Source organism: Arthrobacter bambusae (assembly GCF_022606295.1).
Lineage (GTDB): Bacteria > Actinomycetota > Actinomycetes > Actinomycetales > Micrococcaceae > Arthrobacter > Arthrobacter bambusae_A.
Genome location: NZ_JAHHZS010000013.1, coordinates 42378 through 68499 on the forward strand (window position 1 = coordinate 42378; position 26122 = coordinate 68499).

General features: G+C 62.3%; 22 protein-coding genes. 11 read left to right on the forward strand and 11 right to left on the reverse strand.

Translation table 11 applies throughout. From position 1 onward, the window contains the following. Positions 1 to 740: 740 nt before the first annotated feature. The 3 genes from KNN17_RS10960 to KNN17_RS10970 all read right to left on the reverse strand — a co-directional run bounded on the left by KNN17_RS10960 (position 741) and on the right by KNN17_RS10970 (position 3374). On the reverse strand, positions 741 to 1451 hold the full coding sequence (locus tag KNN17_RS10960) for a GntR family transcriptional regulator (protein ID WP_241709022.1): 711 nt from the start codon (positions 1449 to 1451) through the stop codon (positions 741 to 743). Positions 1452 to 1579: 128 nt separating this feature from the next. Next, positions 1580 to 2185 carry a cysteine hydrolase family protein gene (locus KNN17_RS10965; RefSeq protein ID WP_241709024.1) on the reverse strand — a complete coding sequence of 202 codons (606 nt, stop codon included), beginning with the start codon at positions 2183 to 2185 and terminating at the stop codon, positions 1580 to 1582. A gap of 76 nt (positions 2186 to 2261) precedes the next feature. After that, positions 2262 to 3374, reverse strand: coding sequence for an alcohol dehydrogenase catalytic domain-containing protein (locus tag KNN17_RS10970; protein ID WP_241709026.1), 1113 nt, complete (start codon positions 3372 to 3374; stop codon positions 2262 to 2264). 332 nt (positions 3375 to 3706) lie between these two features. Between KNN17_RS10970 and KNN17_RS10975 the strand changes: the two genes are divergently transcribed. The 9 genes from KNN17_RS10975 (at position 3707) to KNN17_RS11015 (ending at position 12376) form a co-directional block, all read left to right on the forward strand. After that, positions 3707 to 5515 carry an FAD-dependent oxidoreductase gene (locus tag KNN17_RS10975; protein WP_241709028.1) on the forward strand — a complete coding sequence of 603 codons (1809 nt, stop codon included), beginning with the start codon at positions 3707 to 3709 and terminating at the stop codon, positions 5513 to 5515. Further along, positions 5493 to 6407, forward strand: a complete 915-nt coding sequence (locus tag KNN17_RS10980; RefSeq protein ID WP_241709029.1) for an alpha/beta fold hydrolase — start codon at positions 5493 to 5495, stop codon at positions 6405 to 6407. The genes KNN17_RS10975 and KNN17_RS10980 overlap by 23 nt, the downstream gene beginning before the upstream one ends. 9 nt (positions 6408 to 6416) lie before the next feature. After that, positions 6417 to 7361, forward strand: coding sequence for a 3-carboxyethylcatechol 2,3-dioxygenase (locus KNN17_RS10985; RefSeq protein ID WP_241709031.1), 945 nt, complete (start codon positions 6417 to 6419; stop codon positions 7359 to 7361). 96 nt (positions 7362 to 7457) lie between these two features. Beyond that, entirely contained in the window at positions 7458 to 8294 is an 837-nt protein-coding gene (locus tag KNN17_RS10990; protein WP_241709032.1) for a 2-keto-4-pentenoate hydratase, read from the forward strand. Beyond that, positions 8291 to 9235, forward strand: coding sequence for an acetaldehyde dehydrogenase (acetylating) (locus KNN17_RS10995; RefSeq protein WP_241709033.1), 945 nt, complete (start codon positions 8291 to 8293; stop codon positions 9233 to 9235). Before KNN17_RS10990 ends, KNN17_RS10995 begins: the two co-directional genes overlap by 4 nt. Next, on the forward strand, positions 9232 to 10281 hold the full coding sequence (dmpG, locus tag KNN17_RS11000) for a 4-hydroxy-2-oxovalerate aldolase (RefSeq protein WP_241709034.1): 1050 nt from the start codon (positions 9232 to 9234) through the stop codon (positions 10279 to 10281). Before KNN17_RS10995 ends, dmpG begins: the two co-directional genes overlap by 4 nt. 25 nt (positions 10282 to 10306) lie before the next feature. Then, complete coding sequence (locus KNN17_RS11005; protein ID WP_241709035.1) at positions 10307 to 11665, forward strand: MFS transporter; 1359 nt, start codon at positions 10307 to 10309, stop codon at positions 11663 to 11665. Between the two features lie 64 nt (positions 11666 to 11729). Further along, positions 11730 to 12110: a hypothetical protein gene (locus KNN17_RS11010; RefSeq protein WP_241709036.1), complete on the forward strand. Its 381-nt coding sequence runs from the start codon at positions 11730 to 11732 to the stop codon at positions 12108 to 12110. An 89-nt stretch (positions 12111 to 12199) separates the two neighbouring features. After that, positions 12200 to 12376, forward strand: coding sequence for a hypothetical protein (locus KNN17_RS11015; RefSeq protein ID WP_241709037.1), 177 nt, complete (start codon positions 12200 to 12202; stop codon positions 12374 to 12376). 1442 nt (positions 12377 to 13818) lie between these two features. Here KNN17_RS11015 and KNN17_RS11020 read toward each other — a convergent pair. Further along, a complete protein-coding gene (locus KNN17_RS11020; protein ID WP_241709038.1) occupies positions 13819 to 15078 on the reverse strand; it encodes an IS110 family transposase in 1260 nt (419 codons plus the stop codon). Between the two features lie 1157 nt (positions 15079 to 16235). On the opposite strand from KNN17_RS11020, the gene KNN17_RS11025 reads away from it, so the two are divergent. Then, positions 16236 to 17558 carry an NtaA/DmoA family FMN-dependent monooxygenase gene (locus tag KNN17_RS11025; protein ID WP_241709040.1) on the forward strand — a complete coding sequence of 441 codons (1323 nt, stop codon included), beginning with the start codon at positions 16236 to 16238 and terminating at the stop codon, positions 17556 to 17558. Positions 17559 to 17659: 101 nt separating this feature from the next. After that, complete coding sequence (locus KNN17_RS22655; protein WP_241709041.1) at positions 17660 to 17767, forward strand: Dabb family protein; 108 nt, start codon at positions 17660 to 17662, stop codon at positions 17765 to 17767. A 317-nt stretch (positions 17768 to 18084) separates the two neighbouring features. On the opposite strand, the gene KNN17_RS11035 is transcribed toward KNN17_RS22655, so the two are convergent. The 7 genes from KNN17_RS11035 to KNN17_RS11065 form a co-directional block, all read right to left on the reverse strand. Next, entirely contained in the window at positions 18085 to 18846 is a 762-nt protein-coding gene (locus tag KNN17_RS11035; RefSeq protein WP_241709042.1) for an SDR family NAD(P)-dependent oxidoreductase, read from the reverse strand. A gap of 56 nt (positions 18847 to 18902) precedes the next feature. Beyond that, complete coding sequence (locus KNN17_RS11040; RefSeq protein ID WP_241709047.1) at positions 18903 to 19919, reverse strand: ABC transporter permease; 1017 nt, start codon at positions 19917 to 19919, stop codon at positions 18903 to 18905. Then, positions 19916 to 21484 (reverse strand): sugar ABC transporter ATP-binding protein, encoded by a 1569-nt coding sequence (locus tag KNN17_RS11045; protein ID WP_241709050.1) that lies wholly within the window; start codon positions 21482 to 21484, stop codon positions 19916 to 19918. The genes KNN17_RS11040 and KNN17_RS11045 overlap by 4 nt, the downstream gene beginning before the upstream one ends. Positions 21485 to 21565: 81 nt before the next feature. Beyond that, positions 21566 to 22663 (reverse strand): sugar ABC transporter substrate-binding protein, encoded by a 1098-nt coding sequence (locus KNN17_RS11050; RefSeq protein WP_241709051.1) that lies wholly within the window; start codon positions 22661 to 22663, stop codon positions 21566 to 21568. A 144-nt stretch (positions 22664 to 22807) separates the two neighbouring features. Further along, entirely contained in the window at positions 22808 to 23893 is a 1086-nt protein-coding gene (locus tag KNN17_RS11055; protein WP_241709059.1) for a sugar ABC transporter substrate-binding protein, read from the reverse strand. Between the two features lie 274 nt (positions 23894 to 24167). Next, complete coding sequence (locus KNN17_RS11060) at positions 24168 to 24395, reverse strand: hypothetical protein (protein WP_241709061.1); 228 nt, start codon at positions 24393 to 24395, stop codon at positions 24168 to 24170. 45 nt (positions 24396 to 24440) lie between these two features. Next, positions 24441 to 25892 carry an MFS transporter gene (locus KNN17_RS11065; protein ID WP_241709064.1) on the reverse strand — a complete coding sequence of 484 codons (1452 nt, stop codon included), beginning with the start codon at positions 25890 to 25892 and terminating at the stop codon, positions 24441 to 24443. Positions 25893 to 26122: the final 230 nt, after the last annotated feature.

Below are 26122 nucleotides of genomic sequence, written 5' to 3' on the forward strand. Positions count from 1 at the left end.
GGTGGCGGGTTCAGGGTCCTTGCTTGTGGCCCCTCCGCTTTGTGGAATCTAGGTTATATGTCGTCCTTCTCTGCTGTTTCCGGTATCCGGTTGTTGGCCGTCACTCGTTCATGGTCAAGTTTTGTGGTGACGACATGACGAGGCCGAATTGTCTTCGAGAATCATCTCGGGATGGCTGCCTTCTGCGAACCAGGCAGTGTGCGCTCATCGTGTGTTTGTCCGGCCAAAGATGGTGTGCACATCGTGCAGACCTTTGTGCACGCGCGGCTTTTCGACCTGCATTTTGATCCCTTCCTACGGGTTCTCCGACACCGCTTCATGCAGTTCTCTGTTGCAGGCGACATGACTTCGCGGCCTGGATCCTCGGTGTCGTTGGACGTTCCTGTCAGCGGAAACGTCTTTGGGCTCTTGGGTCCGATCCGTCGACAGGGTCCAGGTGTGTGGGATCCGGACTTTCTTCCGGGCTGTCCTCGTTTGGTTGCCATCATGGCTGTCCAATGCGGACGCCCGGCCGTGGGCAAGCCGGCGTGGATGACCGGAAGCGGCCAGCGGATCATCGGCGGGTTTTGGGCTGACCGGGTGTGTCCAGCAAGACAAGGGTTGCGGGACGGATCGCTGAGAACCAATAAACGGAACAGCCGGGTTCAGGATGTCTTGAAACTTTTGGCGTTAAAGGCCGTAGCCGTCGCACGCAAGTGACGCGCCCTTGGGGACAAAAAATTGACGTCCTTGTCCTGTGGCTACGAGACGTCTGAGGTCCTGGCCTGCTGGATGATGGTTGCTGTCGACAGGATGTGTCGTTCCATCTCTGCCTTGGCGGTTGCGGCGTCGCCGGCCTCGAGCGCTTTGATAATGCGGCCGTGGTCTTCATTGCGCTCGGCAATGGCCGAGCCGAAGGGTTGGGGAGCTCCGGTGGTGTTGATGAGGAAGTCGCTGAGGTCCCACATGCGGCGGCTCATGTTGCTCATGACCCGGGAATGAGCCATTCGGTGGATGATCTCGTGGAAATTGCGGTTTTGGATCCGGTATTGACGTGCCCGGACCGCAGGGTCGGGTTCGTTGTTCAGGCGGTCCATCCGACGGGCGGCGAGGTACAGCTCGTCCAAGTGCTCGTCCGTGCGCCGCTGGGCTGCTGCGGCAGCAATGACGGATTCGAAGCCGGCGAACATCCGGAAAAAGTCCTCGACCTCTTGAAGGGAATACTCGGTTACGACGCAGCCGATTTGCGGGAAAATCTCGACGAGTCCGTCGGCAGAGAGCAGGCGGAGCGCTTCCATGACGGGCTGTTTGCTCACGCCGAATTCCGCGCGGATGGCTTCCACGGAGAGCTTTGACCCGGCGGGGTAGTCACCTACGAGTAGCCGGTTCTGGATGGCTTCGTAGATGCGTCCGAGAAGCCGCCCGCCGGTGCCGGTCGAACGTTGATTCAGAGCTGAAGATTCCGGTGCCATATGTCCAGTATCGCGCATGGTGTTCCGTTTCTTTGCGACTGGCACGCTAGCATGTGCATTTTTCGTTGGAAGGTTGTGAGCTTGCCCGGCAGCCGGGTGCGAGCACGCGGCTGCCGGGCACGGCTTATCTAAACGGTTTGCGGGGCGGATGCCCCGACGATCTCGGCAGTAGTCGAGATCTCTGCCAGCAGGCCAAGGGATTCGATGCTGGCCTTGTGGGCTTCAGGGGTGGCGGCGGAGCAGGCATCTTCGGCGATGATGACCCGGTAGCCGGCGTCCGTGGCGACCCGGGCAGAGCTTTCGACCGATGCGTTGGTTGCAACGCCCGCGAAGACCACGGTGTCGATGCCACGCCCCTCCAGGATCGCGGTGAGCTCCAGGACGAAGCCGCCGACGCGTTGGTGCGTGATGACGACATCCTCGCCGCCGGGGGCCAGTTCCGGGACGATTTCGGCAAGGCCGGTGCCCTCCTTCAGGCAGCCGGCTTGCTCGACTACTTTCAGCAGCGGCGAGTTGGCGTTGAGGTCGCTGAAATCAGGTTTGAACGCGACGCGGGTGTAGATCACGGTCATTCCGGATTCACGGGCGGAGTCGAGCAGATTGCCGATCTTGCTGATGACGTTTCTGCTGACGACCTGGTCGTGGAAGAACGGGGCGAAGGCTCCGTCGCCCGAGACGATGTCTCCCTGGCAGTGGACGGCGATGACGGCCGTGCGTTCTGGGTTGAGTTCCATTTCTGGTCTTCCGTTCTTGGCTGGTGGAGTAAGGATGTGGCCGCTGACTATCGCCCGCGGCCACGTGTGGCTGTTCTTAGGAGCCGGGGGCTACGACGACATTGGTGAATCCGCCGCGTCTCTTGTCTACTGCGTCCAAGGCTTCATTGACTTCAGAGAGCGGGTAGACCTCGTGCTCGAAGACCGAGAGGTCCAGGGTCCCGGCGTTCGCCATTTCGGCCATGTCCTGGCCTTCGGCGACGCTGAACCAGAGGGAGCCGATGACGCTGATCTGGAAGCACATGAGCTTGAACATTTCCAGCGGAAGCGGCTCGGACATGCCCCCGATGTCGACCATGCGGCCACCGCGGCGCAGGGCTTCGATGCCGGCGATGGTGATTTCGTGGGGGGCTCCAGGGCCGACGGCGTCGATGAAGATGTCAGCACCCAGGCCGCCAGTGTTCTCCCTGACCCATTCGCCCACCGGCTGGTCGCCATGGGAGAGGACATGGACGCGCTTGGGATCAAGGAGGCGGACCCGCTCCAAGAGCTCACGGTCCCGGGCCATTGCGAAGACCTTTGTCGCGCCCATGGCCAGGGCGTTCAGTACCGCGCCGAGCCCGAGGGTTCCGGTGCCGCCGTTGACCAGCACGGAAGTTCCGGCCCCGGCACCGGCCTTGCGGAGTGCCGAATATGATGTGCCCATGTAGCCGAAGCGGCAGGCCGCTTCGAAGGAGATTGTTTCGGGCAGGACCACCAGGCCGTCGGCGGGCGCCTTCATGTATTCACAGAAGCCGCCGTGGGGGTAGTCCTCGAAGATTTCCTGTGATCCGGCACCGAAGCCGAAGTATCCCTGGAACGTGTAGGCCGGGTCATTGATCCGTTCCCCGCGCAGGGAGGCATGCGAGTCACCGGAATCGCGGCCCGGGTTGATGTAAACGCGGTCTCCAGGCTTGACGTTGCGGACCTGGGATCCGACCTTGCTCACAACCCCGGCGGCATCCAGCCCGTAGATCGCCGGCAGCGCAGGCAGGGGGAGGTACGGGAACCATTCGGGGTAGGACGTGATGACGTTTCGCAGGTTGGGCACGACGTTGCACGCCTTCACCTCCACGATCACATCCCGCGGCCCCGGCTCGGGAATTTCAACCCGGTCGATCTGGAAAGGCTTGCCTACTTCATGAAGCCGAGCGGCCTGCATCAAGCTCATCGTTGTGCTCCTTGCATTCGGGAATCGGAGAAAGCGCCGTCAGGATGCGTCTGGACGGGCAACGTGGGCCCAACCACAGCATGATCTGCGTCACGAGTACGTGAGCCACATTACATTCATGACTGCAAGCGTGCAAGCATGCCAGTGAAGCCTTTAAGTTACCTAAGATCCTTTACAAACGATCTAGCATGCTAGTACGCTTGCTCCAAGTGATGGACCTCACGTTTCACCGCGGAAGCGTAGAGGCCACGCACTCGGCCCGGCCGGAGAATGACCTCCGCTCGTGCACGGACGGGATGATGCCGTCCCGGAACCTGGACTTAGAAGGTGTGATGAAAACTCAGTTGGAATTCGACACGGATGTGCTCATTGTCGGCACCGGCCCGACCGGAGCCACGGCGGCTCTGGCACTGGCCACCCAAGGGGTGCGCGTCCACATGCTTTCGCGGTGGAACTGGCTCGCCAATACTCCCCGCGCACACATCACGAACCAGCGGGCCGTGGAGGTACTGCGGGACCTGGGTGTGGAAGAAGAAGCCGCCAAGTACGCCGTTCCCTGGGGTGACATGGGCGATACCTTGTTCACCACCAGCCTTGCGGGACAGGAAATAGCCCGGCTCCGCACCTGGGGGACAGGGGACGAGCGGTACGGGGATTACCTGAAGGCCAGCCCGTGCACGATGCTCGACGTTCCACAGCCGCTGATGGAACCGATCCTGCTCAAGAACGCCGGCGAACGCGGGGCGCAGGTCACCTTCAACACCGAGTACCTCTCCCACGTCCAGGACAGGGACGGCGTGACCGTGACGTTCCGGAACCACGTGACCGGTACGGACTACACGCTGCGGGCCCGGTACCTGATCGGCGCCGACGGTGCCCGCTCCCAGATTGCCGAAGACATCGGCCTGCCCTTCGAAGGTCAGCTTGCCCGCGCCGGCACGGCGTATGTCCTTTTTAAGGCGGACCTGAGCAAGTATGTCGCCCACCGCCCCAGCATCCTGCACTGGATCATGAACCCGGTCGCCGGCTTCGGCGAAATCGGCATGGGGCTGCTGCGGGCCGTGCGTCCGTGGGGCGAATGGATCGCCGGCTGGGGATTCAACATGGCCGACGGCGAACCCGACCTCTCCGAGGACACCGTACTGGCGAAAATCCGCACCCTCGTGGGCGACCCGGACCTTGAAGTTGATGTCCAGACGAAGTCCACCTGGTACGTGAACCAGCAGCACGCCAACCAGTTCTCCGTCGGACGGGTCTTCTGCGGAGGAGACGCCGTGCACCGCCATCCGCCGAGCAGCGGCCTGGGTTCCAACACCTGCATGCAGGACGCCTTCAACCTCGCATGGAAACTCGCCTACGTCATCAAGGGCTACGCGGGGGAAAGCCTGCTGGACTCCTATTCCCTCGAACGCGCGCCCGTCGGCCGGCAGATCGTCGCCCGCGCCAACCAGTCCCGCAAGGACTACGGCCCCCTGAACGAGACCTTCCGCGTCCCGGGCCAGGAACACAGCATCGAAGCAGGGCTGGCACGGCTGCACGCGCCGACCCCGGAAGGCGTCGAACTGCGCCAGAAACTGCAGGAAGCCCTGGAACTGAAGAACTACGAATTCAACGCCCACGGCGTGGAACTCAACCAGCGCTACGAATCCGCCGCCGTCATCCCCGACCCGACAGCGGGAGAGGAACAGTGGGCCAAAGACCCGCAGCTCTACGTCCAGCCGACCACCCGGCCGGGAGCGAAAATCCCGCACGCCTGGCTTGTGGACCCCAACGGCAGCCGCACCTCCACCCTGGACGTCACCGGCCACGGCAAATTCAGCCTCGTCACCGGACTCGCCGGCAGGGCCTGGGAAGCCGCCGCCGCGGAGCTGAATGAACCCTTCCTGCGCACAGTCGTCATCGGCGAAAAGGGTGCAGAAGACCCCTACGGCGCCTGGCACAAGGTCCGCGGCATCCATGAGGCCGGCGCCCTGCTCGTCCGCCCCGACGGCTACATCGCCTGGCGCCAAAGCGCCCCCGTGTGGGATGTGGAGACAGCCCGCACCGAACTCCGGACCGCACTGGACGCCATCCTTGGCCACACCCAACAGACCACCCCCGAAAACGTAGGAGAAACCCGTGAATTCACGCACGTACACTAGCGTCTGGTCCGACCTCAACCAGGTCGAATTCAGCCAGGGCTTCCTCCAGGCCGGCCCCTACCGCACCCGCTACCTGCACGCCGGCGACAGCTCCAAGCCCACCCTGCTGATGCTCCACGGCATCACCGGCCACGCCGAAGCCTACGTCCGCAACCTCAAAGCCCACGCCGAGCACTTCAACGTCTACGCCATCGACTTCATCGGCCACGGCTACAGCAGCAAGCCCGAACACGCGCTGGAAATCCGGCACTACATTGACCAGGTCAACCACTTCCTGGACGCCATCGGTGTCGAAAAGGCCTACTTCACCGGCGAGTCCCTCGGCGGTTGGGTCACGGCACGCTTCGCCATCGAGTACCCCGAACGGGTCGAACGCATCGTCCTGAACACCATGGGTGGCACGATGGCCAACCCAGTTGTGATGGAACGGCTCTACACACTCTCCATGGAAGCTGCGAAGGACCCGTCCTGGGAGCGCGTGAAGACGAGGCTCGAATGGCTCATGGCCGACCCCGCCATGGTGACCGATGACCTCATCCGCACCCGCCAGGCCATCTTCCAGCAGCCCGACTGGCTGCGCGCGTGCGAAGCCAACATGGCACTGCAGGACCGGGAAACCCGCCGCAGGAACATGCTCACCGATGATGACCTGCGCTCTATCCAGGCGCCCGCCCTCGTCGTCTGGACCACCAAGGATCCCTCAGGCCCGGTCGATGAAGGCCGCCGCATCGCGGGCCTCATCCCCAACGGCCGCCTCGCCGTCATCGAAAACGCCGGCCACTGGCCCCAGTACGAACAACCCGAAATCTTCAACAAAATCCACCTGGACTTCCTGCTCAGCCTCGACGCCTGCACCGGCACGGAACTGACCCCCGAACACGCGAACGGCTAGGAGACCGCCATGACTGTTGCACTGCTAGCCATGTCCCACAGCCCGCTGCTGGAACACGGGGATCCCGGGCCCGAAATCAAAGCCGAAGTCGAGGCCGCCTTCGAAGCCGCTCGCAGCTTCGTCCACGACTACGACCCGGACGTGGTCATCAACCTCGGACCCGACCACTACAACGGCTTCTTCTACCAACTCATGCCGCCATTCTGCATCGGCTACGACGCCGTCAGCATCGGCGACTACGGAAGCCAGGCAGGACCGCTGAACGTCCCGAAAGACATCGCGGAAGGCCTCGCCCAGTTTGTGATCGACCGCGGCATCGACATCGCCATCTCCCTGAAAATGGAAGTCGACCACGGCGCCGTCCAGCCCATGGAGCTCATGTACGGGGACATCACAGCCAAGCCCATCGTGCCGGTCTTCATCAACTCCGTCGCCCCGCCCTTCACCCCGCTCAAACGCGTCCGCCTCCTCGGCGAAGCCATCGGCGAATACCTGAAGACACTGGACCGGAAGGTCCTGCTGATCGCCTCCGGAGGCCTCTCCCACGATCCTCCGGTGCCCCGGCTGGCAACCGCCACCGAAGCGCAACGCAGGATGCTGCTCGGCGCCGACGGCCATCAAACGGCCGAAGCGCGTGCCGCCCGGCAACAGCGGGTCTACGACACCGCCGACGCCTTCGCCCGCGGCGAAGCGGACATCCAGGACCTCGCCCCCGAATGGGACCACCAACTGATGAAGATCCTCGCCTCCGGCGACCTGTCACCCATCGACGCCTGGACGCCCCAGGAAATGACCGAAACCGCCGGGAACTCCTCCCACGAAGTCCGCTCCTGGATCGCCGCCTACGCAGCACTCGGCGCCATCGGACCCTACACCGTCCAGTACAGCTACTACCGCCCGATCCGTGAATACATCGCCGGCTTCGGCGTCACCACCGCAACCCTCAACAACTAACCAACCCGCCACACGATCTAGACGTCTAGCATGCTAGACCGTGTGATGTCCCTTTTCTCGCCGCAGCCTACGGGCTGCACGACAGAGAGCAACCTCATGACACACCAACCCACTCCCGCCAAGGACGGCGGAGCGGTTACGGCGCGCACGTCGCCGGCGAGCCTCAGGAGCGTCGCCAACACCCTTCTCGGCGCCCTGAAGACAGCACGCCCCTGCAAGCCCGTGCGTGATCTCCTCGACGGTGATCTGGACTCGGCTTACGAGGTTCAGGAACTGATGATCCAGAGCCGGACCAGCCTCGGGAACCGCCGTATTGGACGCAAAGTCGGACTGACCGCCCCGGCCGTCCAGCGCCAGCTCGGCGTTGACCAGCCCGACTTCGGCGTCCTGCTCTCGGACATGCAGTTGGGGGAGGACGAACAGATCCCGTACGACAGACTCATCGCTCCGCGCATCGAAGCGGAAATCGCCTTCATCATGGGTCGCGACGTCGACGCCACCGACCGAGACTCGGTCCTGTCGGCCGTGGACTACGTCGCACCGGCCCTTGAAATCGTGGACAGCCGCATCGCCGGATGGGACATCGGCATCGTCGACACGGTGGCCGACAACGCCTCCAGCGCCTACTTCGTCCTCGGCCAAGGCAAGGCGACACTTAACGGCTACGTCCCGGCCGGGGCGGAAATGATCATGACCATCAACGGTCAACAGGGCTCGATGGGGACCGGGGCGGACTGCCTCGGGGATCCCGTCAACGCCCTGCTCTGGGTCGCGGAAACCGCCGCCGCGTTGGGCCGGCCCCTCCGGGCCGGGGAGATCGTTCTCTCCGGCGCCCTCGGCCCCATGGCCCCCCTCAACGCCGGCGACATCGTCGAAGCCCGCATCGGCGGGCTGGGCACCGTCACCGCATCAGTCACTAAGGAGCTCTCATGAGCGCAAAAGCAGCCATCATCGGCTCAGGAAACATCGGCACCGACCTCATGTTCAAGATCTTGCGGCTGACCGACAAGCTGGAGATGGGCGTCATGGTCGGTATCGATCCCGCCTCCGACGGTCTGGCCCGGGCATCCCGGCTCGGCATCGCCACCACAGCCGAAGGAGTCGAAGGCCTCATCGCCATGCCGGAATTCGAGGATATCGAGGTCATCTTCGACGCCACCTCAGCCGGGGCCCACCGGCACAACGCCGCCGGACTGGCTCCTTTCGGGAAGAAGCTGGTAGACCTCACACCGGCCGCCATCGGACCCTACGTCGTGCCCTCCGTAAACCTCGAACAGCACCTGGACGCCGGCAACGTCAACATGGTCACCTGCGGCGGACAGGCCACCATCCCGGTCATCGCCGCCATCAACAGCGAAACACCGGTTCACTACGGCGAAATCGTCGCCTCCATCTCCTCCAAGTCCGCCGGACCCGGGACACGCGCCAACATCGACGAATTCACCGAGACCACCTCCGATGCCATCGTCACCGTCGGGGGAGCGGCCAGGGGCAAGGCCATCATCGTGCTCAACCCGGCAGAACCGCCCATGATCATGCGCGACACCGTCCTGTGCCTGGTGGACCGGCTCACCGACGCCGAACAGGACCGCGTCGCCGCCGCCGTCCGGGACCGGGTCACCGAAGTCGCCGGCTACGTCCCCGGTTACCGGCTCAAGCAGGCCGTGCAGTTCCAAAACGAAGGTGCCGAAGTCAGCGGACTCATTCCCGAAGGCCGTGGAACAGGAGAATACACGAGGGTCAGCGTCTTCCTCGAAGTCGAAGGCGCCGCACACTACCTCCCGGAATACGCCGGAAACCTGGACATCATGACCTCCGCCGCGCTCCGCGTCGCCGAACGGCTGGTCACCACCAAAGAGGAAGTAGCATCATGAGCCAGACCCCCACCCGCGTCTTCATCCAGGACGTCACCCTGCGCGACGGCATGCATGCCGTCCGCCACCGCCTCAGCCCCGAGAACGTCGCCAGGATCGCCGCGGCACTGGACGCCGCCGGCGTCGACGCCATCGAAGTAGCCCACGGCGACGGCCTCGCCGGCAGCAGCCTCACCTATGGCCCCGGAAGCCACACCGACTGGGAATGGATCGAAGCTGCCGCCTCGGTCGTCAAGAACGCCCGGCTCACCGCGCTGCTGCTGCCCGGCATCGGCACCCTGAAAGAACTCCGCCAGGCCTACGACCTCGGCGTGCGCTCCGTCCGGGTCGCCACCCACTGCACCGAAGCGGACGTCTCGGCCCAGCACATCGCCTACGCCCGCGAACTGGGCATGGACGTCTCCGGATTTCTCATGATGTCCCACATGTCCGAGCCGGAAAAGCTCGCCGCCCAGGCCAAGCTCATGGAATCCTACGGCGCCCACTGCGTCTACGTCACCGACTCCGGCGGCGGCCTGACCATGGACGGAGTCCGCCAGCGGGTCCGTGCCTACCGCGACGTGTTGAAGGCGGAAACCGAAATCGGCATCCACGCCCACCAGAACCTCTCCCTGGCCGTCGCCAACTCCGTCGTCGCCGTCGAAGAAGGCGCCTACCGCGTGGACGCCTCTCTCGCCGGCCACGGCGCAGGAGCCGGCAACACCCCGGTCGAACCCTTCGTCGCCGTCGCCACCCTGCACGGCTGGGAACACAATGCAGACCTCTTCGCCCTGCAAGACGCAGCCGAAGATCTCGTACGGCCCCTGCACGACCGGCCCGTCCAGGTCGACCGCGAAACCCTCACCCTCGGCTACGCCGGCGTGTACTCCAGCTTCCTGCGCCACGCAGAACGCGCCTCGGCCCGCTATGGCCTGGACACCCGGGACATCCTCGTCGAGGTCGGCCGCCGCCAGCTCGTCGGCGGCCAGGAAGACATGATCACCGACGTCGCCCTGGACCTGCAGCACGCCGCCAAAAAGCACCCCCAACCCCTCCCCGTCCGCTAACACCACCTCTTCCAAGGAACCCCAAATGTCAACGAAGACATCCCCGGCCGACAGCCATACCGGCCCCATGAAGGTGGCCATGGCCAGCCTCATCGGCACGACCGTCGAGTACTACGACTTCTTCATCTACGGGACAGCGGCCGCACTGGTCTTCCCCAAACTGTTCTTCCCGGAAGCGAGCCCGCTCATGGGCACGCTGCTGTCCTTTGCCACCTTCGGTGTCGGGTTCCTGGCCCGCCCTCTCGGGGGGATCGTGTTCGGGCACTTCGGTGACCGGGTCGGGCGGAAGACGATGCTCATCATCTCCCTGGTCGGCATGGGCGCCGCCACGTTCCTGATGGGACTCCTGCCGGGGTATGCCCAGATCGGCATCGCCGCCCCCATCCTGCTGACCGTGCTGCGCATCATTCAGGGCTTCATGGTCGGCGGCGAATGGGGCGGCGCCACACTCATGGCCGTCGAACACGCACCTAAAGGCAAGAAGGGCTTCTTTGGTGCCTTCCCGCAGATGGGCGCCCCCGCCGGAACCAGCCTTGCCACCGTCGCCTTCCTCGGAGCAACCCAGCTGCCCGGGGACCAGTTCATCACCTGGGGCTGGCGATTGCCCTTCCTCGTCAGCGCCGTCCTGGTCATCGTCGGCCTGATCATCCGGCTCACCATCGCCGAAAGCCCCGCCTTCACCGCCGCCCGCGAAAAGCAGGAACTCGTCAAGCTCCCCATCAAGGAAGCCTTCCGCAGCCACCCCAAGGAAATCTTCCTCGTTGCCGGCACGTACCTCAGTCAGGGCGTCTTCGCCTACATCACCATGTCCTACCTGGTGAACTACTCCACCGCGGTAGCTCAGATCGACCGCACCAGCGTCCTGCTCGGGGTCTTCCTAGCCGGACTCGTCGCCGTCGTCCTCTACCCGGTCTTCGGCTCCCTGTCGGACAAGTACGGCCGCAAGACGATGTACCTCATCGGGGCAGTGGCCATGGGCGTGCTCATCGGGCCCGCGTTCATGCTGATCAACACCGGCGTGGCGGCGAACTTCGTCCTGGCGGTGGTGCTGATCTTCGGCGTGGCGATGGCACCGGCCGCCGGCGTCACCGGGTCGCTGTTCTCCATGGTCTTCTCCCGCGAAGTCCGCTACACCGGAGCATCAGTCGGATACACCATCTCCCAGATCTGCGGATCCGCGTTCGCCCCCACGATCGCCACCGCGCTGTTCGCCGCAACCAAGAGCAGCGACTCCATCGTCGTCTACCTCCTGATCGTCTCGGCCATCTCCATCATCTCCGTTGCGCTCCTCCCTGGAGGCTGGGGACGCAAGGAAGCAGCACGCCAAAACGGAGAGGGGCAGGAAACCCAACCCACCCCGCATCCCAGCACCGCTGACGCCTGATCCGGCCATAGGGCGGGCGGCCGGTATGGCAACTAACCGTCCGCCCTAACCGGAAAACGACGAAATGGACAAGACGAGCGCAGCGACCACCAACGATTTGGACAAGGCCGCCACCAATCGACAGAAAGGGCCGGCCCCCATGCAAGGGAATTCCCGGTACTACGAGCCCGCGAACGAACCCGGTGGTCTGGAAGCTGCCGGAATCCACCGCCCGTATCCCTTCATGGAATGGAGCATGCTGGTCGGCGCCGTCGTCGATGTCAGGCGCGAAGGCATGTTCGTCAGGACAGGCTTCGTGGAAGACGCCACCCCGTCCGGCGACACGGCATGGATAGCGGCGGACGGGCTCGACCGCCGGATCATGATCGAAAAGTCCGCAGGCTACGGCCTCTGGATCACAGCCGAGCAACTCCAGCTCCGGAGAGTCCGCCCCCCAATCCGCTGAATAGAGACCGGCTGTGGGAAGAGGCGCCGGCAGCAACGCCAAGAGAACCGCACTGCACGTCGCCAGATCAGCTACATAAAGGAGAGAACGTGATCACCGTCCCCACCGAACCTAAGCTGGACAACTCCAACGACGGAAACGGCAGCACGCATGCAAGCGGCAGCCCGCGGAGCGCCGAAGACTTTCCCCAAGGCCAAATCACCTCATCAGCCTGGGAAGGCTGGTGGCACCAGACTGCCCCCCGAAGACTGAAGAATGACCTCTAAGCTAGCTCAAAGACCGTGCCCGCAGAAGCCGGCACCTCGAAAGTTTGGCGGCACTCCCCACGGCGGCCCACGGAGTTATCCAGGTGGATGCGGGCCCGGTGAAGCTGAGAAATCATGAATTAGGCAAGGAGCAAAGTAGACGGACGCGACTGGAACGCGACTGAATTCAGCAGGTTTGATGCCGCCTGACGCCAGGCAAGAAGGATCGGCTCGGTCTGCCTGGGCTGCGGCGGTCCGATCGCCGTCCGGAAATCGGCCAGCCACTTTCGCCGCTAGACATCAACTGGTCTGTGCGGTCCTGACTGTGCAAGAAGGGTGTGCACAATGTGCACACTCCTGCCTTGGGACTCGTCCGTACCGGGGCTGGACTGGCCCGTACTCGGCATGTTTCCAAGACTTCCCAGTGTTTCCGGGGCTTGGAAGCCGGTTCGAGTCCCACCTTGGGCACAGCATGACCTCTCGTCAGAGGGGTTTTTGCTTTAATGTGTGGACATTGACCCTCTGCGGGACCCTCTGACGTTCGCCGCGGTTCGTGCCGGGCGCCGCGGTGGCCGGTGAAGTTGTGTGGGTAACGGGTGCAGTGCCCTGGCTGGTGCCCCCCGCGTGGCGGAATCTAGGGTTATGTGTCGTCCTTTTCTGCTGTTTCGGGTGTCCAGTTGTTGCCGTTACTCATTCATGGCCAAGTTTTGTGGTGACGACATGACGAGGACGGATTGTCTTCGAGAATCATCCCGGGATGGCTGCTTTCTGCGAGCAAGACAGGGTGCGCATATCGTGTGTTTGTCCGGCCAAAGGAGGTGTGCACCCTGTGCACACCTTTGTGCGCGGGCGGCTTTTCGACCTGCATTTTGATTCCTTCTCCCTGGTTCTGCCTTCACCGCTTCATGCAGTTCTCCGTTGCGGGCGGCATGACTTTGCGGCCTGGATCGTCGGTGTCGTTGGACGTTCCTGTCAGCGGAACGTCCTTGGGCTCCTGGGTCCGATCCGTCGACGGAGTCCAGGTGTGTGGGATCCGGGTTCAAGTCCCCTGCTGGTGGGCCTTCCGCCTGCTGTGTGGCTGTTGAATGGTTCCTCGTTCCGGTTTTTCCTGGTTGGTCGTGGGTGGCTAACACCAGTTCATGGTCCGGGGTTGCGGGCACGACATGACGTCGCCGACTTTGGTCCAAAAGTTTTCTTGCGGAGGCTCCTCTTCGACGTCACGGGAGCCGTATGAGCTCGGTTTGTCCTGCCAAAGGGGGTATGGACAATGATGCTCCTATTGTTGTCAATCGCCTGACGAGCCCCCGCGCCGGGATAGGGTACCGGGCCGGCCACTCCGGCCTCAAGGGTCTTCGATCGCTGTGCGACGGCCTGCGGCCGCCCTTGACCCCGGAGCCTCTGCTGCCCCGGTTGGGCAGGCAGGCGCCAGGGCCCGGTCCAGGCCGGCCCCTGGCGGTGCGATGCTATGCCGATCCTCGGGCCAACCCGTGGTGCGGAGTCTGTACGGTTTCAGGGGATTGCGCGGTGAGCCAGGTTTCGTAGCGGTGGTGGAAGTCGTTGTCGTGACTGAGTCCGCGTTCGAGGCGGGACAGCGTGGTGGGCCAGACGTGCAGGGCGTCGGCGGCTTGTTGGAGGGTCAGGTGCTTGGCTGTCCGTACTGTCCGGAGTGTTCCGGGGTCAGGGCCGGGGTGCGGGTGAAGGAGTTGCTCGTAGAGTTCCCGGGCGACGTACCGTTTGAGGCAGCGCATGATTTCCTTGGTGCTCTTGCCCTCCTGACGACGCCTGGCAACATAGGCCCTGGTCCTGCTGTCCCACCTCATCCGCACGAGCACGACGTGGTGGATGGCCTTGTTGGCCTGTCGGTCCCCGGCCCGGCTGAGCCGGTGCCGGGTCGTCTTTCTCGATGAGGCGGGGATCGGGGCGACGCCGACCAGGGCCGCGAACTTCGCTTCGGTGGTGACGCGTTCGGGGTTGTCGCCTACGGTGACCAGGAGTTGGCTGGCGACGTCGGTGCCCACGCCGGGAAGGTCGCGCAGCATCGGTGCGTGGAGGGTAAGGATGGCGTCGAGTTCGGCATCGATCAGTGCCAGCTCTTGGTGCAGGTGCCGGTAGCTGACGGCGAGTCGTTTGAGCACGGTTGCGGTGCTGGTCAGCGGATCGGACGGTGCTCCGACGGGCCGTGCTTTGACCAGTGCAGCCATCAAGGCCGGGCTTCTCATGCCGCGGTATCTGGCGCGGATGGTTTCCGGGGCGGTCACGAGGATGGCCTTGGCCTGGGCCATCACGGCGATGCGTGCGCGCATTGCCGTGGCGCGCTCGGCGCGCAGCACCCGCAGGGATTCCACCGCACCGTCGCGGGATTTCGGGGTGGCAGTGGCGTGGCCGGCGAGCACAGATTCGGCGGCCTGGTAGGCATCGAGCGGGTCGGATTTTCCCTGCAGGCGGCGGGCCTGCCGGTTGGGGCGCGTGACCTCCACGACGTGCATGCCCTCACGGGTGAGTACGCGTGAGAGTTCGGCGCCGTAGCTGCCGGTCCCTTCGACGCCTACGGCGAGGACCGGACCGAAACCGTTCATGAAGTCGATGATGCCCCGGTAGCCGGACCCCGCGGCGGGGAATCCCCTGTCGGCCAGGTGCCGGCCGGTTTCGGTGATGATGGCGACGTGGTGGGTATCGGCGTGGGTATCGATACCGGCGATGACTTTCAGATGTTCCTTTGCCATGATGAGAACTGCCCTGGTCTTCCGTTGCATGCGATGAGAAGGGGCACGCCGGCCGGGTGGGCAGACAAGACAGTAATGGGACTCTTCGGAACAGGCTCCTATGAGGTCATGTCCACCTGGCCGCGAGCGTTTACCGCAGCCGTGTTGTGGTGGACAGATCATTGTCAAGACAAACCCTGCATACGGGCGTCAGGCACACTTAGAGCCACACCGCAACACAACCAATTTCATCATTACTGTCCACACTTACCTCTGCTTTTCCAGGAAGTCACACTCAGCTTCCCTCTTCGCTACCGGGCTCACACGTTTTCATTGCGCGTGGGTATGGCCCTAATAACTTATCCCGAGAGGCAAAGGACCCTCCGAGAGCGAGTGGTACGTAGCCCCCTACGCAGCGCCCTTTGACAGGTCCGTTCATGACTTACGGTCGACCGATACCTGCCCGGGGCGTGACTTGGGGGAGCTGTCGCCTTTGGGGTGTGGTTGGGCGAATCAGTGCGGGTCAGCAATGCCAGGAGTTGATAGGGGGTTGGGTGTCGGCGGTGGGGGTGCCGATCCGGTGCAGACCCGTGGGCGTCATGTAGTTGTGGTGGGCGCTGAACCTGTCTGTTGCGCCTCCGTTAATTGGATCTTGGACCTCATCTGGCCCCTTACAGCTTTGGCTCCTGCCGTGACAGATGCCAAGTTAAGGGTGTCCGGGTGCACTCGAATTGGCGTCCTTTGCCTCGTGCCCTGTCCCGCGGAAAGAGCATGCCAGTCTTGCGTCGAGACCTTATGGAGGGGCCACGTCAGTCCGGAACAGAAGACTCGACGCTCTTGCCGATCGACTTCAGTCTTCATAAATGGACACATCATTTGACCTTGTCATTGGTGAGAAGGTCAGACGATGAGTGGGTGAATTCGCCTTACGTACAGATTCTTGTTGGTTGCATGCAGCAGTTACATACCGAAGGGGTCGACCTCGAACATTACGTCTCAGAGCGCATCGTCCGCACCAGGATCAACAAATGCGTCCAAGAAACCGCAAAGGCCGGATACGACGCGCACAGCGACTTCAACTTTGACTTTCGCAAGTCGGATTTGAACCGGAGAGATCTCCGTATAGCGCGCAGTCGGCAGCACGAACAGCTCGGATCTGCGCGCGGAAGAAGGACATCATGACCAGACAAATGATTATCGGCATGCATCTAGGCAACGGGTATGGCAACTTGCCGGGTGCCTGGCGCGCCCCGGCGGTCGACCCCATGAGCTATACAAGTTTCGACGCGAAGGTTCGGCACGCCCAAGCGGCCGAGCGCGGAAAGCTCCAGTTCCTGTTCCTACCGGACGGTCCCAGTCACGTCGGCGACCTTGAGAATGAGCCGCCTAACTTCAATCTCGATGTCATGGTTACCTTGGCAGCCGTTGCCCGCGAAACGAGCCGGATTGGCCTCGTCGCCACCGGCTCGACCACCTTCAACGAGCCCTTCAACCTCGCACGGCAGTTCAAGGCGCTGGACGTCATGAGTCATGGACGTACCGGTTGGAACGCCGTCACATCGATTGGCGAGGACGTCGCGGCGAATTATGGCCAACGACTCCCATCCAGCCCCGAACGCTACGGAAGGGCGCATGAGACGGTCCAGCTGGTACAGGCCCTCTGGGGCAGCTGGGGAAACACGGCATGGGTGCACGATAAAGCAACGGGCCGCTTCGCGAACGCCAAACAGGTCGCTCCCATCAACATGGGCGGCAAGTTCGTCGCCTCGCGTGGGCCGCTGTACATTCCTCCCTCCGAACAGGGGCAACCCGTCATCTTCCACGCCGGAGGCAGTCCGAACGCCCTCGAACTCGCCGGCCGCTACGCCAGCGGCGTCATCGGCGCGGCATTCACGATCGACGATGCGCGGGCGCAGCGCGCCGCGTTTCGTGAAGCGGCCGAACGCGCCGGGCGGGACCCGGATGAGATTAAATTCTTTGCCGGCCTGATGACGACGATCGCGAACGATAGGCGCGAAGGCCTCGATCGCCGAACCAGGTTGAGCGGACGACTTTTTCCTGAGCGCGCGTCTTATCTCGGACAGATGCTCAGCCTGCGCCTCGATCCTGCACGGCTCGACGAACCACTATCGGCGGATCAGTTGTCCAGCGCCCGTCCATCAGCGGGTGACCCGCGCTCGGTCCATGCACTCAAGATCGCTCGTGAAGGCTGGTCGGTCCTCGACGTGCTCGCGCACGGTGTCATCGACTACCACCCCGTCATCGTAGGACCTGCCGCCGAAGCCGCTGACCACATGCAGGAATGGTTCGAGGCAGACGCTGTTGATGGCTTCTGGGTGTCCCCAGACATATACGAGGATGGGCTGGACGCCTTCGTTGATGGCGTGGTGCCAATCCTCCAGGATCGCGGGTTGTTCCACCGTGAATATGACGGTACTACCTTGCGCGATCATCTTGGCGCTCCGGCCCAATATGGAGTCGATCCGCGAACCATGCGGTGACTTTAAGCCAACATCATCTCGCCGTAGGCGAGCCGCGGTTCGTGACTGACACCGGCAAGGACATCGACGGCGGCTACGCCGGGTAAGTAAAAGGAAACATCTTGATCCGACACATCGTTTTATTCCGCGTGATCGAAGGCACGCCAATCGAGCGGGTGCAAGAGGCGATGGATCGCCTGGAAGCACTCGTGGGCGTAATCCCCGGCTGACGCTCTCTGGAGGCAGGTATCGACATTGGCATCGAGGGAAACTTCGACTTCGGCCTCGTCGCCGAACTCGAAGACCGCGCCGCCCTGGAGGTGTTCTCGACCGATGCCACCCACATGGACGTGGCCATGTATATCCTCGAGTTCCGCAAGAATACCGACATCGCCATCCTCGACCTTGAGATCTGAGCCAATCCACGGGGGCTTCCGAACCAGCAGTTCGGAGGCCCCCGTCCGACCTCGGCGGATGAGGTGGGTTTCGGATCCCAGCAGTCCTGTGACCGAGCACGGCCCGCTGTGTGAGTAGGAAAGCGGGTTTTTCACTGAGAGGTAAATCCGCCGTCGATAACGAGCTCGGTTCCGGTGATGAATTTCGCCTCATCCGACGCAAGGTAGACCATGCCATACGCAATATCAGAGGCCTCCCCGGCGTGAGGCGGCAAAGGAACGGTGCCGGGGTTGGCCAGCGATTCCTTCGTAAGCCCGTAGCCACGGGTCAGGCCGGTGTCGACCGGACCTGGATGCACTGAGTTCACCCGGATGTTATCCTTGGCAAACCACTGGGCGGTGTGTTTTGTCAGTGAGCGGACTGCCCCCTTCGAAGCGGAGTAGGCCGCGCTGCCGCCGTCGGAAGCGCCGCCGACAATCCCGGCGATCGACGATACGTTCACGATGGAACCGCGGCCGGCGGCCTGCATCGCGGGGATGACACTCTTCATTCCGAGCCACGGTCCGGTGACATTGATCGCCATCACCTTGTTCCAATCATCAAGCTCGGCTTCGAGGACACCCTTTGCCATGGCAATGCCAGCGTTGTTTATTAGGATGTCGATGGTGCCCCATTCGGCGAGGACGTCGTCAACTACACGCTTCCAGTCCTCAGCGGAAGAAACGTCGTGCGTGCGTGCCATCGCCTCGCCGCCGTTCCCGGTGATTTCCGCGACCGCCTGTCGCAGTGCCTCCGCGGAGATGTCCGTGGCGACTACCCGCGCCCCCTCGGCCACGAAGAGCTTGAGGGCGGAGAGCCCTATTCCGCTGGCTGCTCCCGTGATGATGGCGACCTTGCCGGCCAATCGCGACATATTCATCTTCCTTCTCTGATAGTGGATTCTTCAGCGCCTGCCATTGTCGACATAGCTCAGGCTTCTCCTGACCGCTTCCGAGACCGTGTGTAGGCGTCCAGCGATACGGCGGCGAGCACGATCACGCCGAGGGCCACCTCTTGTGTCGCCTGTGGAAATGCCAGGATGTCGAAGACATTGTTGATAGTTCCAAAGATCAGGATGCCAACGAGCGTCCGCCACATGGCGCCTTCTCCGCCGAGCAATGAAGTTCCGCCGATGATAACGATCGCGATCGAGTTAAGCGTGACTCCAACGGCCACGCCCGGCTGTCCGACGCCGATGACCGACCCCAAAACGATTCCCGCGAGTGAGGCGAGCATAGCTGTCAGCACGTAGGTACTTGCCCGAAGTGAGATCACGGGCAGTCCGGCCAGCCGTGCGGCTTCGTTATTGCCTCCGATCGCGTAGATTCCCCGGCCGTAGACGGTCTTGGCTAGCGTGAACCATCCTGCAGCGACGAGGATCGCGAGCAGCCAGACGGAGAGCGGCGCTCGAAGGAAGTCAACGCCCGAGAGAAAATCGTAGCCGCCCGTTGCCATGGACACGGGTTTGGAGTTCGTGTAGAGCAAGGTCAGGCCGCTGAACAATGAGGCCGTTGCGAGAGTCGCGATGAACGCATTTACTTTGGCTTTTGTGATGAGGAGGGCGTTGATCAGGCCGAGGAGGAATCCGATCACCAGCGTGATGAGTATGGCTGGCCCCGCGGGCATCATGTGGGACAGGGTTGCATAGGACACTCCGCCGATAGCGAGCACGGCGGCCACCGAAAGGTCGAAGCCCCCTGCGATGATAATGAATGTCATCCCTACGGCAATGATGCCGACGGGGGCGTTCTGGGTCAGGATGTTGACCAGGTTTCCCACGTTGAGGAAGCGGGGATTGAGGATGGTCGCGGTGATGACGAGGATGATGAGCACCCAGACCATCCCGAGGCTTGCTGCTCGCTCCCGCAGGTTGAGCCTCCTGTTTGCCGTCACATTGGGAGTAACGGTGTTATCCGGGGTGGTGTCCCTGTCGATGGTGGCGCTCATGCGTGCTCCTTCAATCCAAATGCTGCTTGTAGTACGTCTTCCATGGCGATCTGCTGATCGCCGTTTGGCTCAATGAGCCCCGTGCTGCGGCCCTTGGCGACAACGAGCACCCGATCGGACACCGCAAGCACTTCCTCAAGCTCGGACGAGACCATGATCACGGCAATGCCATCGGCTGCCATCACGCGTAAGGTCTCCAGAAGCTCGCCCTTGGCTCCGACGTCGATGCCGCGTGTGGGCTCGTCGGCGAGGAGGACTCGGGGTCGGTCGTACAGCCACCGTGCCATCAGTAACTTCTGCTGATTGCCGCCCGAGAACCTGTCGCTGCGTTCACCGAGTCGGGCTACGGGGAAGTTCAGCCGTGAGGCTGCCTCGGCGACCATCGCACGGAGTTTCCTTCGCCCGATCACGCCGCCGGATGAGGCCGCGCCAAGATTTGCGAGTGCGATGTTGTCCGCGGCGCTGCGGAGCAAAACGAGCCCTTCTCCCTTGCGATCTTCGGGGATCAAGCCGATTCCAAGTTTGCGCGCGGCGCGCACGGTCCGCGGCCAGGGGGACTCCGCGCCCGCCAGACGGATGGTTCCCCGTGCGGTGGGTTCGGCGCCAGCGATTGCCCGCAGCAATGTCGAGCGGCCCGAACCCACCAGACCTGCGATGCCAAGTATTTCCCCGGGCTTCACTTCCAGGTCGATATTTTCGAGGGCTCCCGGGACGGTGAGCCCAACCACTTCAAGAATCGGGGCCACACCCGTCTCGACCGGCCTTGAGTGTATTTCCACGGGTTTGTCCATGAGTACCCGGCCAAGCGTCTGGTCACCCCGCTGCTCACCGAGCATCGCTCGCACGAGTTCGGCCCGGGATTTCTCCCCGCGCCTGCTCGTGGTGATGGCCCGGCCATTGCGGAAAACCGTTATCCAGTCCGCGAGCCGTTCGATTTCGTCGAAGTTGTGGCTCACGATCACGATGGTGACGCCGCGTTTGCGTAACCCTTCGATCGCTTTATAGAGCGCCTCGCGTTCCTCGACGGCAAGCGAAGCGCTGGGCTCATCGAAGAGGATGACGCGAGGCTCGACCACGAGGGACCGCATGATCTCGAGCAACTGCTGCTCTGCCACCGAGAGGGAGCCAACGGGAACGCCGGCAGGTATGACCCGGACGTCCAGCTCGGCGCACAGTTGGACGTAACGGCGACGCATTTCGCGGCTGGAGAGAACTCCGAACCGGGACAGAACGGACCCTAGGAATACGTTGGCCGCTGCATCCAGATGCGGGACGATCGTAAGTTCCTGATAGATGGCCGAGACTCCGTTCCGGCGCGCAGCGCGAAGATTCCCCGCTTCAAGCGGTTCACCGAAGACTTCGACGACACCCCCATCAAAGTCGACGCGGCCGGCGATCGCGCCCAACGCAGTGGACTTGCCCGCTCCGTTCTCGCCGATCAGTGCATGTACCGTTCCTTCGTGGATCTCGACGTCCACATCAATCAATGCGCGGGTGGCACCATAGGTCTTCGACACCGCTTTAAGCGCGACGGCGATAACCGGGTCCGATAGCGAAGGCTCCATTGCCAGTTCTACTTTCTCTATTGGGCTGGGGCGGCGTTCGAGCGAACGCCGCCCCAGCCCCAGGTTGGGCGAACTGCGGCGCTAGCGTAGCTCGGCGGGCAGGTCGGAGATCGTTTCCTTTGTGACCACAAAAGGATTCTTTGCGGTGCCAATGACCGAGTCATCCACAAAGCGGGCGCCTGCGTCCCCTCGTTGGGCGGCAGCGATGGAGCTGAGGTTTGCCTTCATTTGGTTGTAAGGGAAGAGCATTGTGGAGAGCTGGACGTTGCCGGCTTGCAATTGTTGGATCTGGAATTTGCCGAAACCGACGTCCGCAATGTGGATCTTTTTCGAAAGACCGGCGTCTTTTCCAGCCTGGATGACCCCTTGGGTGAGGTCGGGCGAGGACGCAGAAAGGATGAGGGTGGTGTCCGGATGGCCCTGCAGGTAGGTCTGGGTCTTGTTGTACGCGTCAGTCGTCGTCCAGTCGGTGTAGATCGTGTCAACCGAATAGTCGGTGTTGTCCGCCGTTAGCTTTGCCATTGCGGCTTCTGTGACACGCGTCTGGGTGTTGACCGCCGGGCCAAGAACAGCAAGCACTTTCTGCTTACCCGGGTTGGCCTTTGCTGCGGCCGCCAACCAGCCGTCGACGTAATTGCGGGTGGTGTTGCTGCCCACAAAGTTCAACGTGCCGGGGGCCCAGACGTCGTCAACTGACTTGCCGGCCTTATTTGTGCCGTCGTCGCAGAGGGGCGAGCCTGAAATCGACGTAAGGATATTGGCCTTAGCGAAGTCATGGGTGAGGAGTTTGCAGGACATCACGCCGTCGAGGGCCATTACTACCGCGGCGTCGAACTTTCCGGATGTCATCGCTGTCTGCATTTGGTTGAGCTGCTTGTTCGGGTCATAGCCTGCGTCAAACAAGGTCATGTCCATACCGAGTTCTTTGGCAGTTTCCTTTGCCGCCCGCTCCTGCTCCAGCCCAAACTCATTGGCCACACCGGGGATAAAAACTGCGACCTTAAGGCCCGGGCCGGTCTTGAGGTTGACTGTCATGTCATTGCCGACGTCGATTGCGACCGTGCCGGCTGGGCCCTGACCGCCCGAGTTACCGCTGGCGTTGCCAGCGCAGCCGGCCAAGGCCAGCAGTACCGCCATGGATCCAGTAGCCAATATGGTCAGCGACTTCGTTGTACGCATAATTCTCCTGATTTGCTCGTACCGCCGCCTTGGGCGGCCGGTATGAATGTGGTTTGTCGCGGAGCTTCGTTGCTTCGCTATTGTGTTGTGGAACGCCGACGCTACGGTGAACGCCGACAGCGGCTCTCTGAGCGATCTGCGCGACTAGCGTAGTTCGGCGGGAAGCTCGGTGATCGTGTCCTTCGTGACCGTGAAAGGACTCTTCGCAGTGCCGATGACCGAGTCATCGACAAAACGGGGGCCTGCATCCCCGCGTTGAGCCGAGGCAATGGCCTCAAGCGATACCTTTATCCCGTTGTAAGGGAAAAACAGCGTAGAGAACTGGATATTTCCCGCCTTAATCTGTTCGATTGAGAACTCGCCGAACCCTTGGTCCACAATGTGGATCTTTCCAAGAAGTCCTGCGGCTTCTACAGCTTTGACGACACCCTGTGAGATGTCCGGGGTATACATGGAGAGGATGAGGCTGGTGTCCGTATGGCCTTGCAAGTAGGTTTGGGTCTCATTGAATGTGCCAGTAGTTGTGTAGTCGGTGTAGAGCTTGTCCACCTTGTAGCCGGGGTTGTCCTCCGCGAACTTCGCCAAGGCAACCTCAATCACACGCGTTTGGGCGGCGACAGCAGGACCAAGAACAGCAACTACCTTCTGCTTGCCCGGGTTCGCTTTCGCTGCCGCCGAGAACCAGCCGTCGATGTAAGCGCGGGTGTTGTTGCTACCTACAAAGTTCATCGTGCCCGGGGCCCAGACCTCCTCAACTTTCTTACCCGTCTGATTTGTGCCGTAGTCGCATAGTGGCGTGACGTTGTTCACCACGAGAATGTTGGCCTTGGGGTAATCCTCGGTGAGGGTTTTGCAAACTACTGTGCCGTCGAGCGCCTGCACGACTGCAGCGTCATAGCCCCCTGACACCAGCGCGGTCTGCATTTGGTTGAGCTGTTGGCTCGGGTTATAGCCGCCGTCGAACAACGTCATCTCCATGCCGAGTTTCTTGGCCGTCTCCTTCGCGGCAAGCTCTTGCGCCTGCCCGTACGCATTGGCGACACCCGGGATAAAAACGGCGACCTTGAGGTTGGGGCTTGTCTTCAAGTTGACCTTCATATGATTACCGACATCGATGGCGACAGTGTCGCTGGGGCTCTGGCTGCTGGCGCCTCCAACGCAACCAGCCAAAGCCAGCAGCACCGCCGTCGATCCAGCAGCCAATATGATTCGCGACTTCGTTGTTCGCATTTTTCTCCTCGGATTTCTTCGCACGCTGCGAAGCGTGCGTCCCCCTGGCCTCCCGTACATCCGGCCGGCGCCATTGATGACCGGAATGCAGGGTGACTCTTCGCCAGCTTCTTTGCTTAGCGATCTCGGTGGGGTGCTCTGCAGACGCTACTTGCGTCTGATGTGGATCGTCAATAGAAAACTCACATAATCTGATTGTAAGTATCGTAATGCGACGATTGCTATCAGAAAGAATTCCAACGACGGCAGCGCGGAGGTCAGTTGTGGCTTGAAATTACCTCCAAGCTCCCGCGGCCTCCCATTTGTAGGTCATCCAGACCTCATATCCGTCGGCTTTGCTGATCAACCGACGCTGGTTCACGCCATCGGCCGCAAGCCAAAGGATCCCGTCGTCGATTGTCACGGCGTCAACTACTCCCGTCCGGACAAACCGGCCACTGATTCTTATTTGCACCATTTCCCCAACAAGGGGAAGCCAGTCATCTTGCTTATGGAGTGTCATCTGACGTCCGTCCTTGCCGTGGCCCTGGATCAGCTTTAGCTCCTTCTAGTGACTGGCAACATGAACCTTCGTGGGATCGGTCTCCGTGTCGACCGCATGCAGGTCGGTGATGCGCTTGGGTGCCAGTACCGCCCAGACGATGACGAAGACAGCGATGACCACGGCCGAGGCGATGTAGATGCCGGCGAACGTTGCCTGGGGAATGAATCCGTCGGAGCCGGGAACCAACACGTTCAGGATAATTGCGACGGCTATCATCGCTCCGACGAACTGGATGATGTTTTGCATGCCAACGGTCACCGCCATGTTGTCCTGGCGGCCAGCAGCCGCAACGAGGGTGTATCCGGTGGTCAGGCAGCTGAGGATCGTGAGCGCGTACAGGAACACCCACAACCAGGACAGCCACACGTGGTCCTGGGCCAGGGCGAGTCCGAGGAAGACGATGACCGCAGCGGATCCGGAAATGACCAGGACGGTCTTCGGTCCCAGGCGCCGCAGGCCCCATCGGGTCCAAAGGTATCCCAGTGCCGCCCCCGGAATCATCGCGAGCAGTACGTACGAGGAGTCCAGAGCAGAGAGCCCGTGGCCATACCCGGAAGAAGCCGGGGTCTGCAGCCATGCCGGCAGCACGATAAATATGCCCTGGCCAACCAGGCTGATCAGGAGGATTCCCGAATAGCCGATCAGCGTCTGGCGGATATCCATGTTGCGGAATGACACCAGGGGCTCCTGGGTGCGCCGCTGCTGAACGATCCAAGCAGCCAGTGTCACTGCGCTTAGGATGAATGCTCCGAGGACCAGCGGTGAGGTCCAGCCCTGGCCGGGCCCTTCAGCAATTCCGACCAGGAGTGCTGTGACCCACACGCCGAGCCCCAGCGCACCGGACCAGTCCAACTGAACCACGGCGCGGGCGGCGACGGGTGTCTCCGGTGACTTCAGAGCGAGGATCAACATCACCCCGTACAAGGCGAAGGTCACCCAGAAGACGGTCTCCCAAGGCAAACCCAATCCAACGATGAGCCCGCCGGCAATAAGTGCGAGCGGTACAAGGACTGCCATCACCGTCGAGAGCACCAGCGAGACCAACCGGATTTGCCTCGCGGTAGCCCGTGGACGCAGAAGCCCCCAGCTCAGCGGAATCGTGACCGCGAGGCCCATGAGGAATCGGCCCGCGACCAAAGGCCAGAAACCCTTGGCGGTTGCACCCAGGGCACATCCCACCAGTGCCAAGAGGATCAGCGCGATGAGGACTTTGCGATGCCCGAAAATGTCACCCATACGGGCGGTCAGGCTGACGGAGATCACGCTGCCCATCATCAACGCGTTTAGGACCCACCCGATTTCTGATCCCGTGAGGCCTGATTCTTTAGCAATCACCCCGATGAGCGGAGCGAGGATCCCGTACTGGATGTCGAGCGTTATGCCGCTCAGCAGGAGTAGGGCAATTATGGGTATGCTTCGGCCCGTGCGGGACTCGACCGATATTGTTTGTGTCATCTTTGACCACCTTTGTCTTATACCCAGCGGTCGCTGGGGTCGTTACTGACCGCGGAGAGTAGCGCATGAGATCGGAGGGACCCGGGAGGAATCATTGTTTCGATGTGCCGACGACGTCGACGCCATGCGTTGTGTCCCGCGGAAGAATCCGGCTTCATCGCCGGGCTTGCGCAGGCTTCAACGTTAAGTTGCGGCGGTCCCAGCCCGGCACGGCAATCAACGCCGTTCAC

Bases quoted from the DNA above. Each gene is read 5' to 3' on its own strand.
- KNN17_RS10960 (WP_241709022.1), bottom strand. From the start codon at position 1,451: ATGGCACCGGAATCTTCAGCTCTGAATCAACGTTCGACCGGCACCGGC.
- KNN17_RS10965 (WP_241709024.1), bottom strand. From the start codon at position 2,185: ATGGAACTCAACCCAGAACGCACGGCCGTCATCGCCGTCCACTGCCAG.
- KNN17_RS10970 (WP_241709026.1), bottom strand. From the start codon at position 3,374: ATGAGCTTGATGCAGGCCGCTCGGCTTCATGAAGTAGGCAAGCCTTTC.
- KNN17_RS10975 (WP_241709028.1), top strand. From the start codon at position 3,707: ATGAAAACTCAGTTGGAATTCGACACGGATGTGCTCATTGTCGGCACC.
- KNN17_RS10985 (WP_241709031.1), top strand. From the start codon at position 6,417: ATGACTGTTGCACTGCTAGCCATGTCCCACAGCCCGCTGCTGGAACAC.
- KNN17_RS10990 (WP_241709032.1), top strand. From the start codon at position 7,458: ATGACACACCAACCCACTCCCGCCAAGGACGGCGGAGCGGTTACGGCG.
- KNN17_RS10995 (WP_241709033.1), top strand. From the start codon at position 8,291: ATGAGCGCAAAAGCAGCCATCATCGGCTCAGGAAACATCGGCACCGAC.
- dmpG (WP_241709034.1), top strand. From the start codon at position 9,232: ATGAGCCAGACCCCCACCCGCGTCTTCATCCAGGACGTCACCCTGCGC.
- KNN17_RS11005 (WP_241709035.1), top strand. From the start codon at position 10,307: ATGTCAACGAAGACATCCCCGGCCGACAGCCATACCGGCCCCATGAAG.
- KNN17_RS11010 (WP_241709036.1), top strand. From the start codon at position 11,730: ATGGACAAGACGAGCGCAGCGACCACCAACGATTTGGACAAGGCCGCC.
- KNN17_RS11020 (WP_241709038.1), bottom strand. From the start codon at position 15,078: ATGGCAAAGGAACATCTGAAAGTCATCGCCGGTATCGATACCCACGCC.
- KNN17_RS11025 (WP_241709040.1), top strand. From the start codon at position 16,236: ATGACCAGACAAATGATTATCGGCATGCATCTAGGCAACGGGTATGGC.
- KNN17_RS11035 (WP_241709042.1), bottom strand. From the start codon at position 18,846: ATGTCGCGATTGGCCGGCAAGGTCGCCATCATCACGGGAGCAGCCAGC.
- KNN17_RS11040 (WP_241709047.1), bottom strand. From the start codon at position 19,919: ATGAGCGCCACCATCGACAGGGACACCACCCCGGATAACACCGTTACT.
- KNN17_RS11045 (WP_241709050.1), bottom strand. From the start codon at position 21,484: ATGGAGCCTTCGCTATCGGACCCGGTTATCGCCGTCGCGCTTAAAGCG.
- KNN17_RS11050 (WP_241709051.1), bottom strand. From the start codon at position 22,663: ATGCGTACAACGAAGTCGCTGACCATATTGGCTACTGGATCCATGGCG.
- KNN17_RS11055 (WP_241709059.1), bottom strand. From the start codon at position 23,893: ATGCGAACAACGAAGTCGCGAATCATATTGGCTGCTGGATCGACGGCG.
- KNN17_RS11060 (WP_241709061.1), bottom strand. From the start codon at position 24,395: ATGACACTCCATAAGCAAGATGACTGGCTTCCCCTTGTTGGGGAAATG.
- KNN17_RS11065 (WP_241709064.1), bottom strand. From the start codon at position 25,892: ATGACACAAACAATATCGGTCGAGTCCCGCACGGGCCGAAGCATACCC.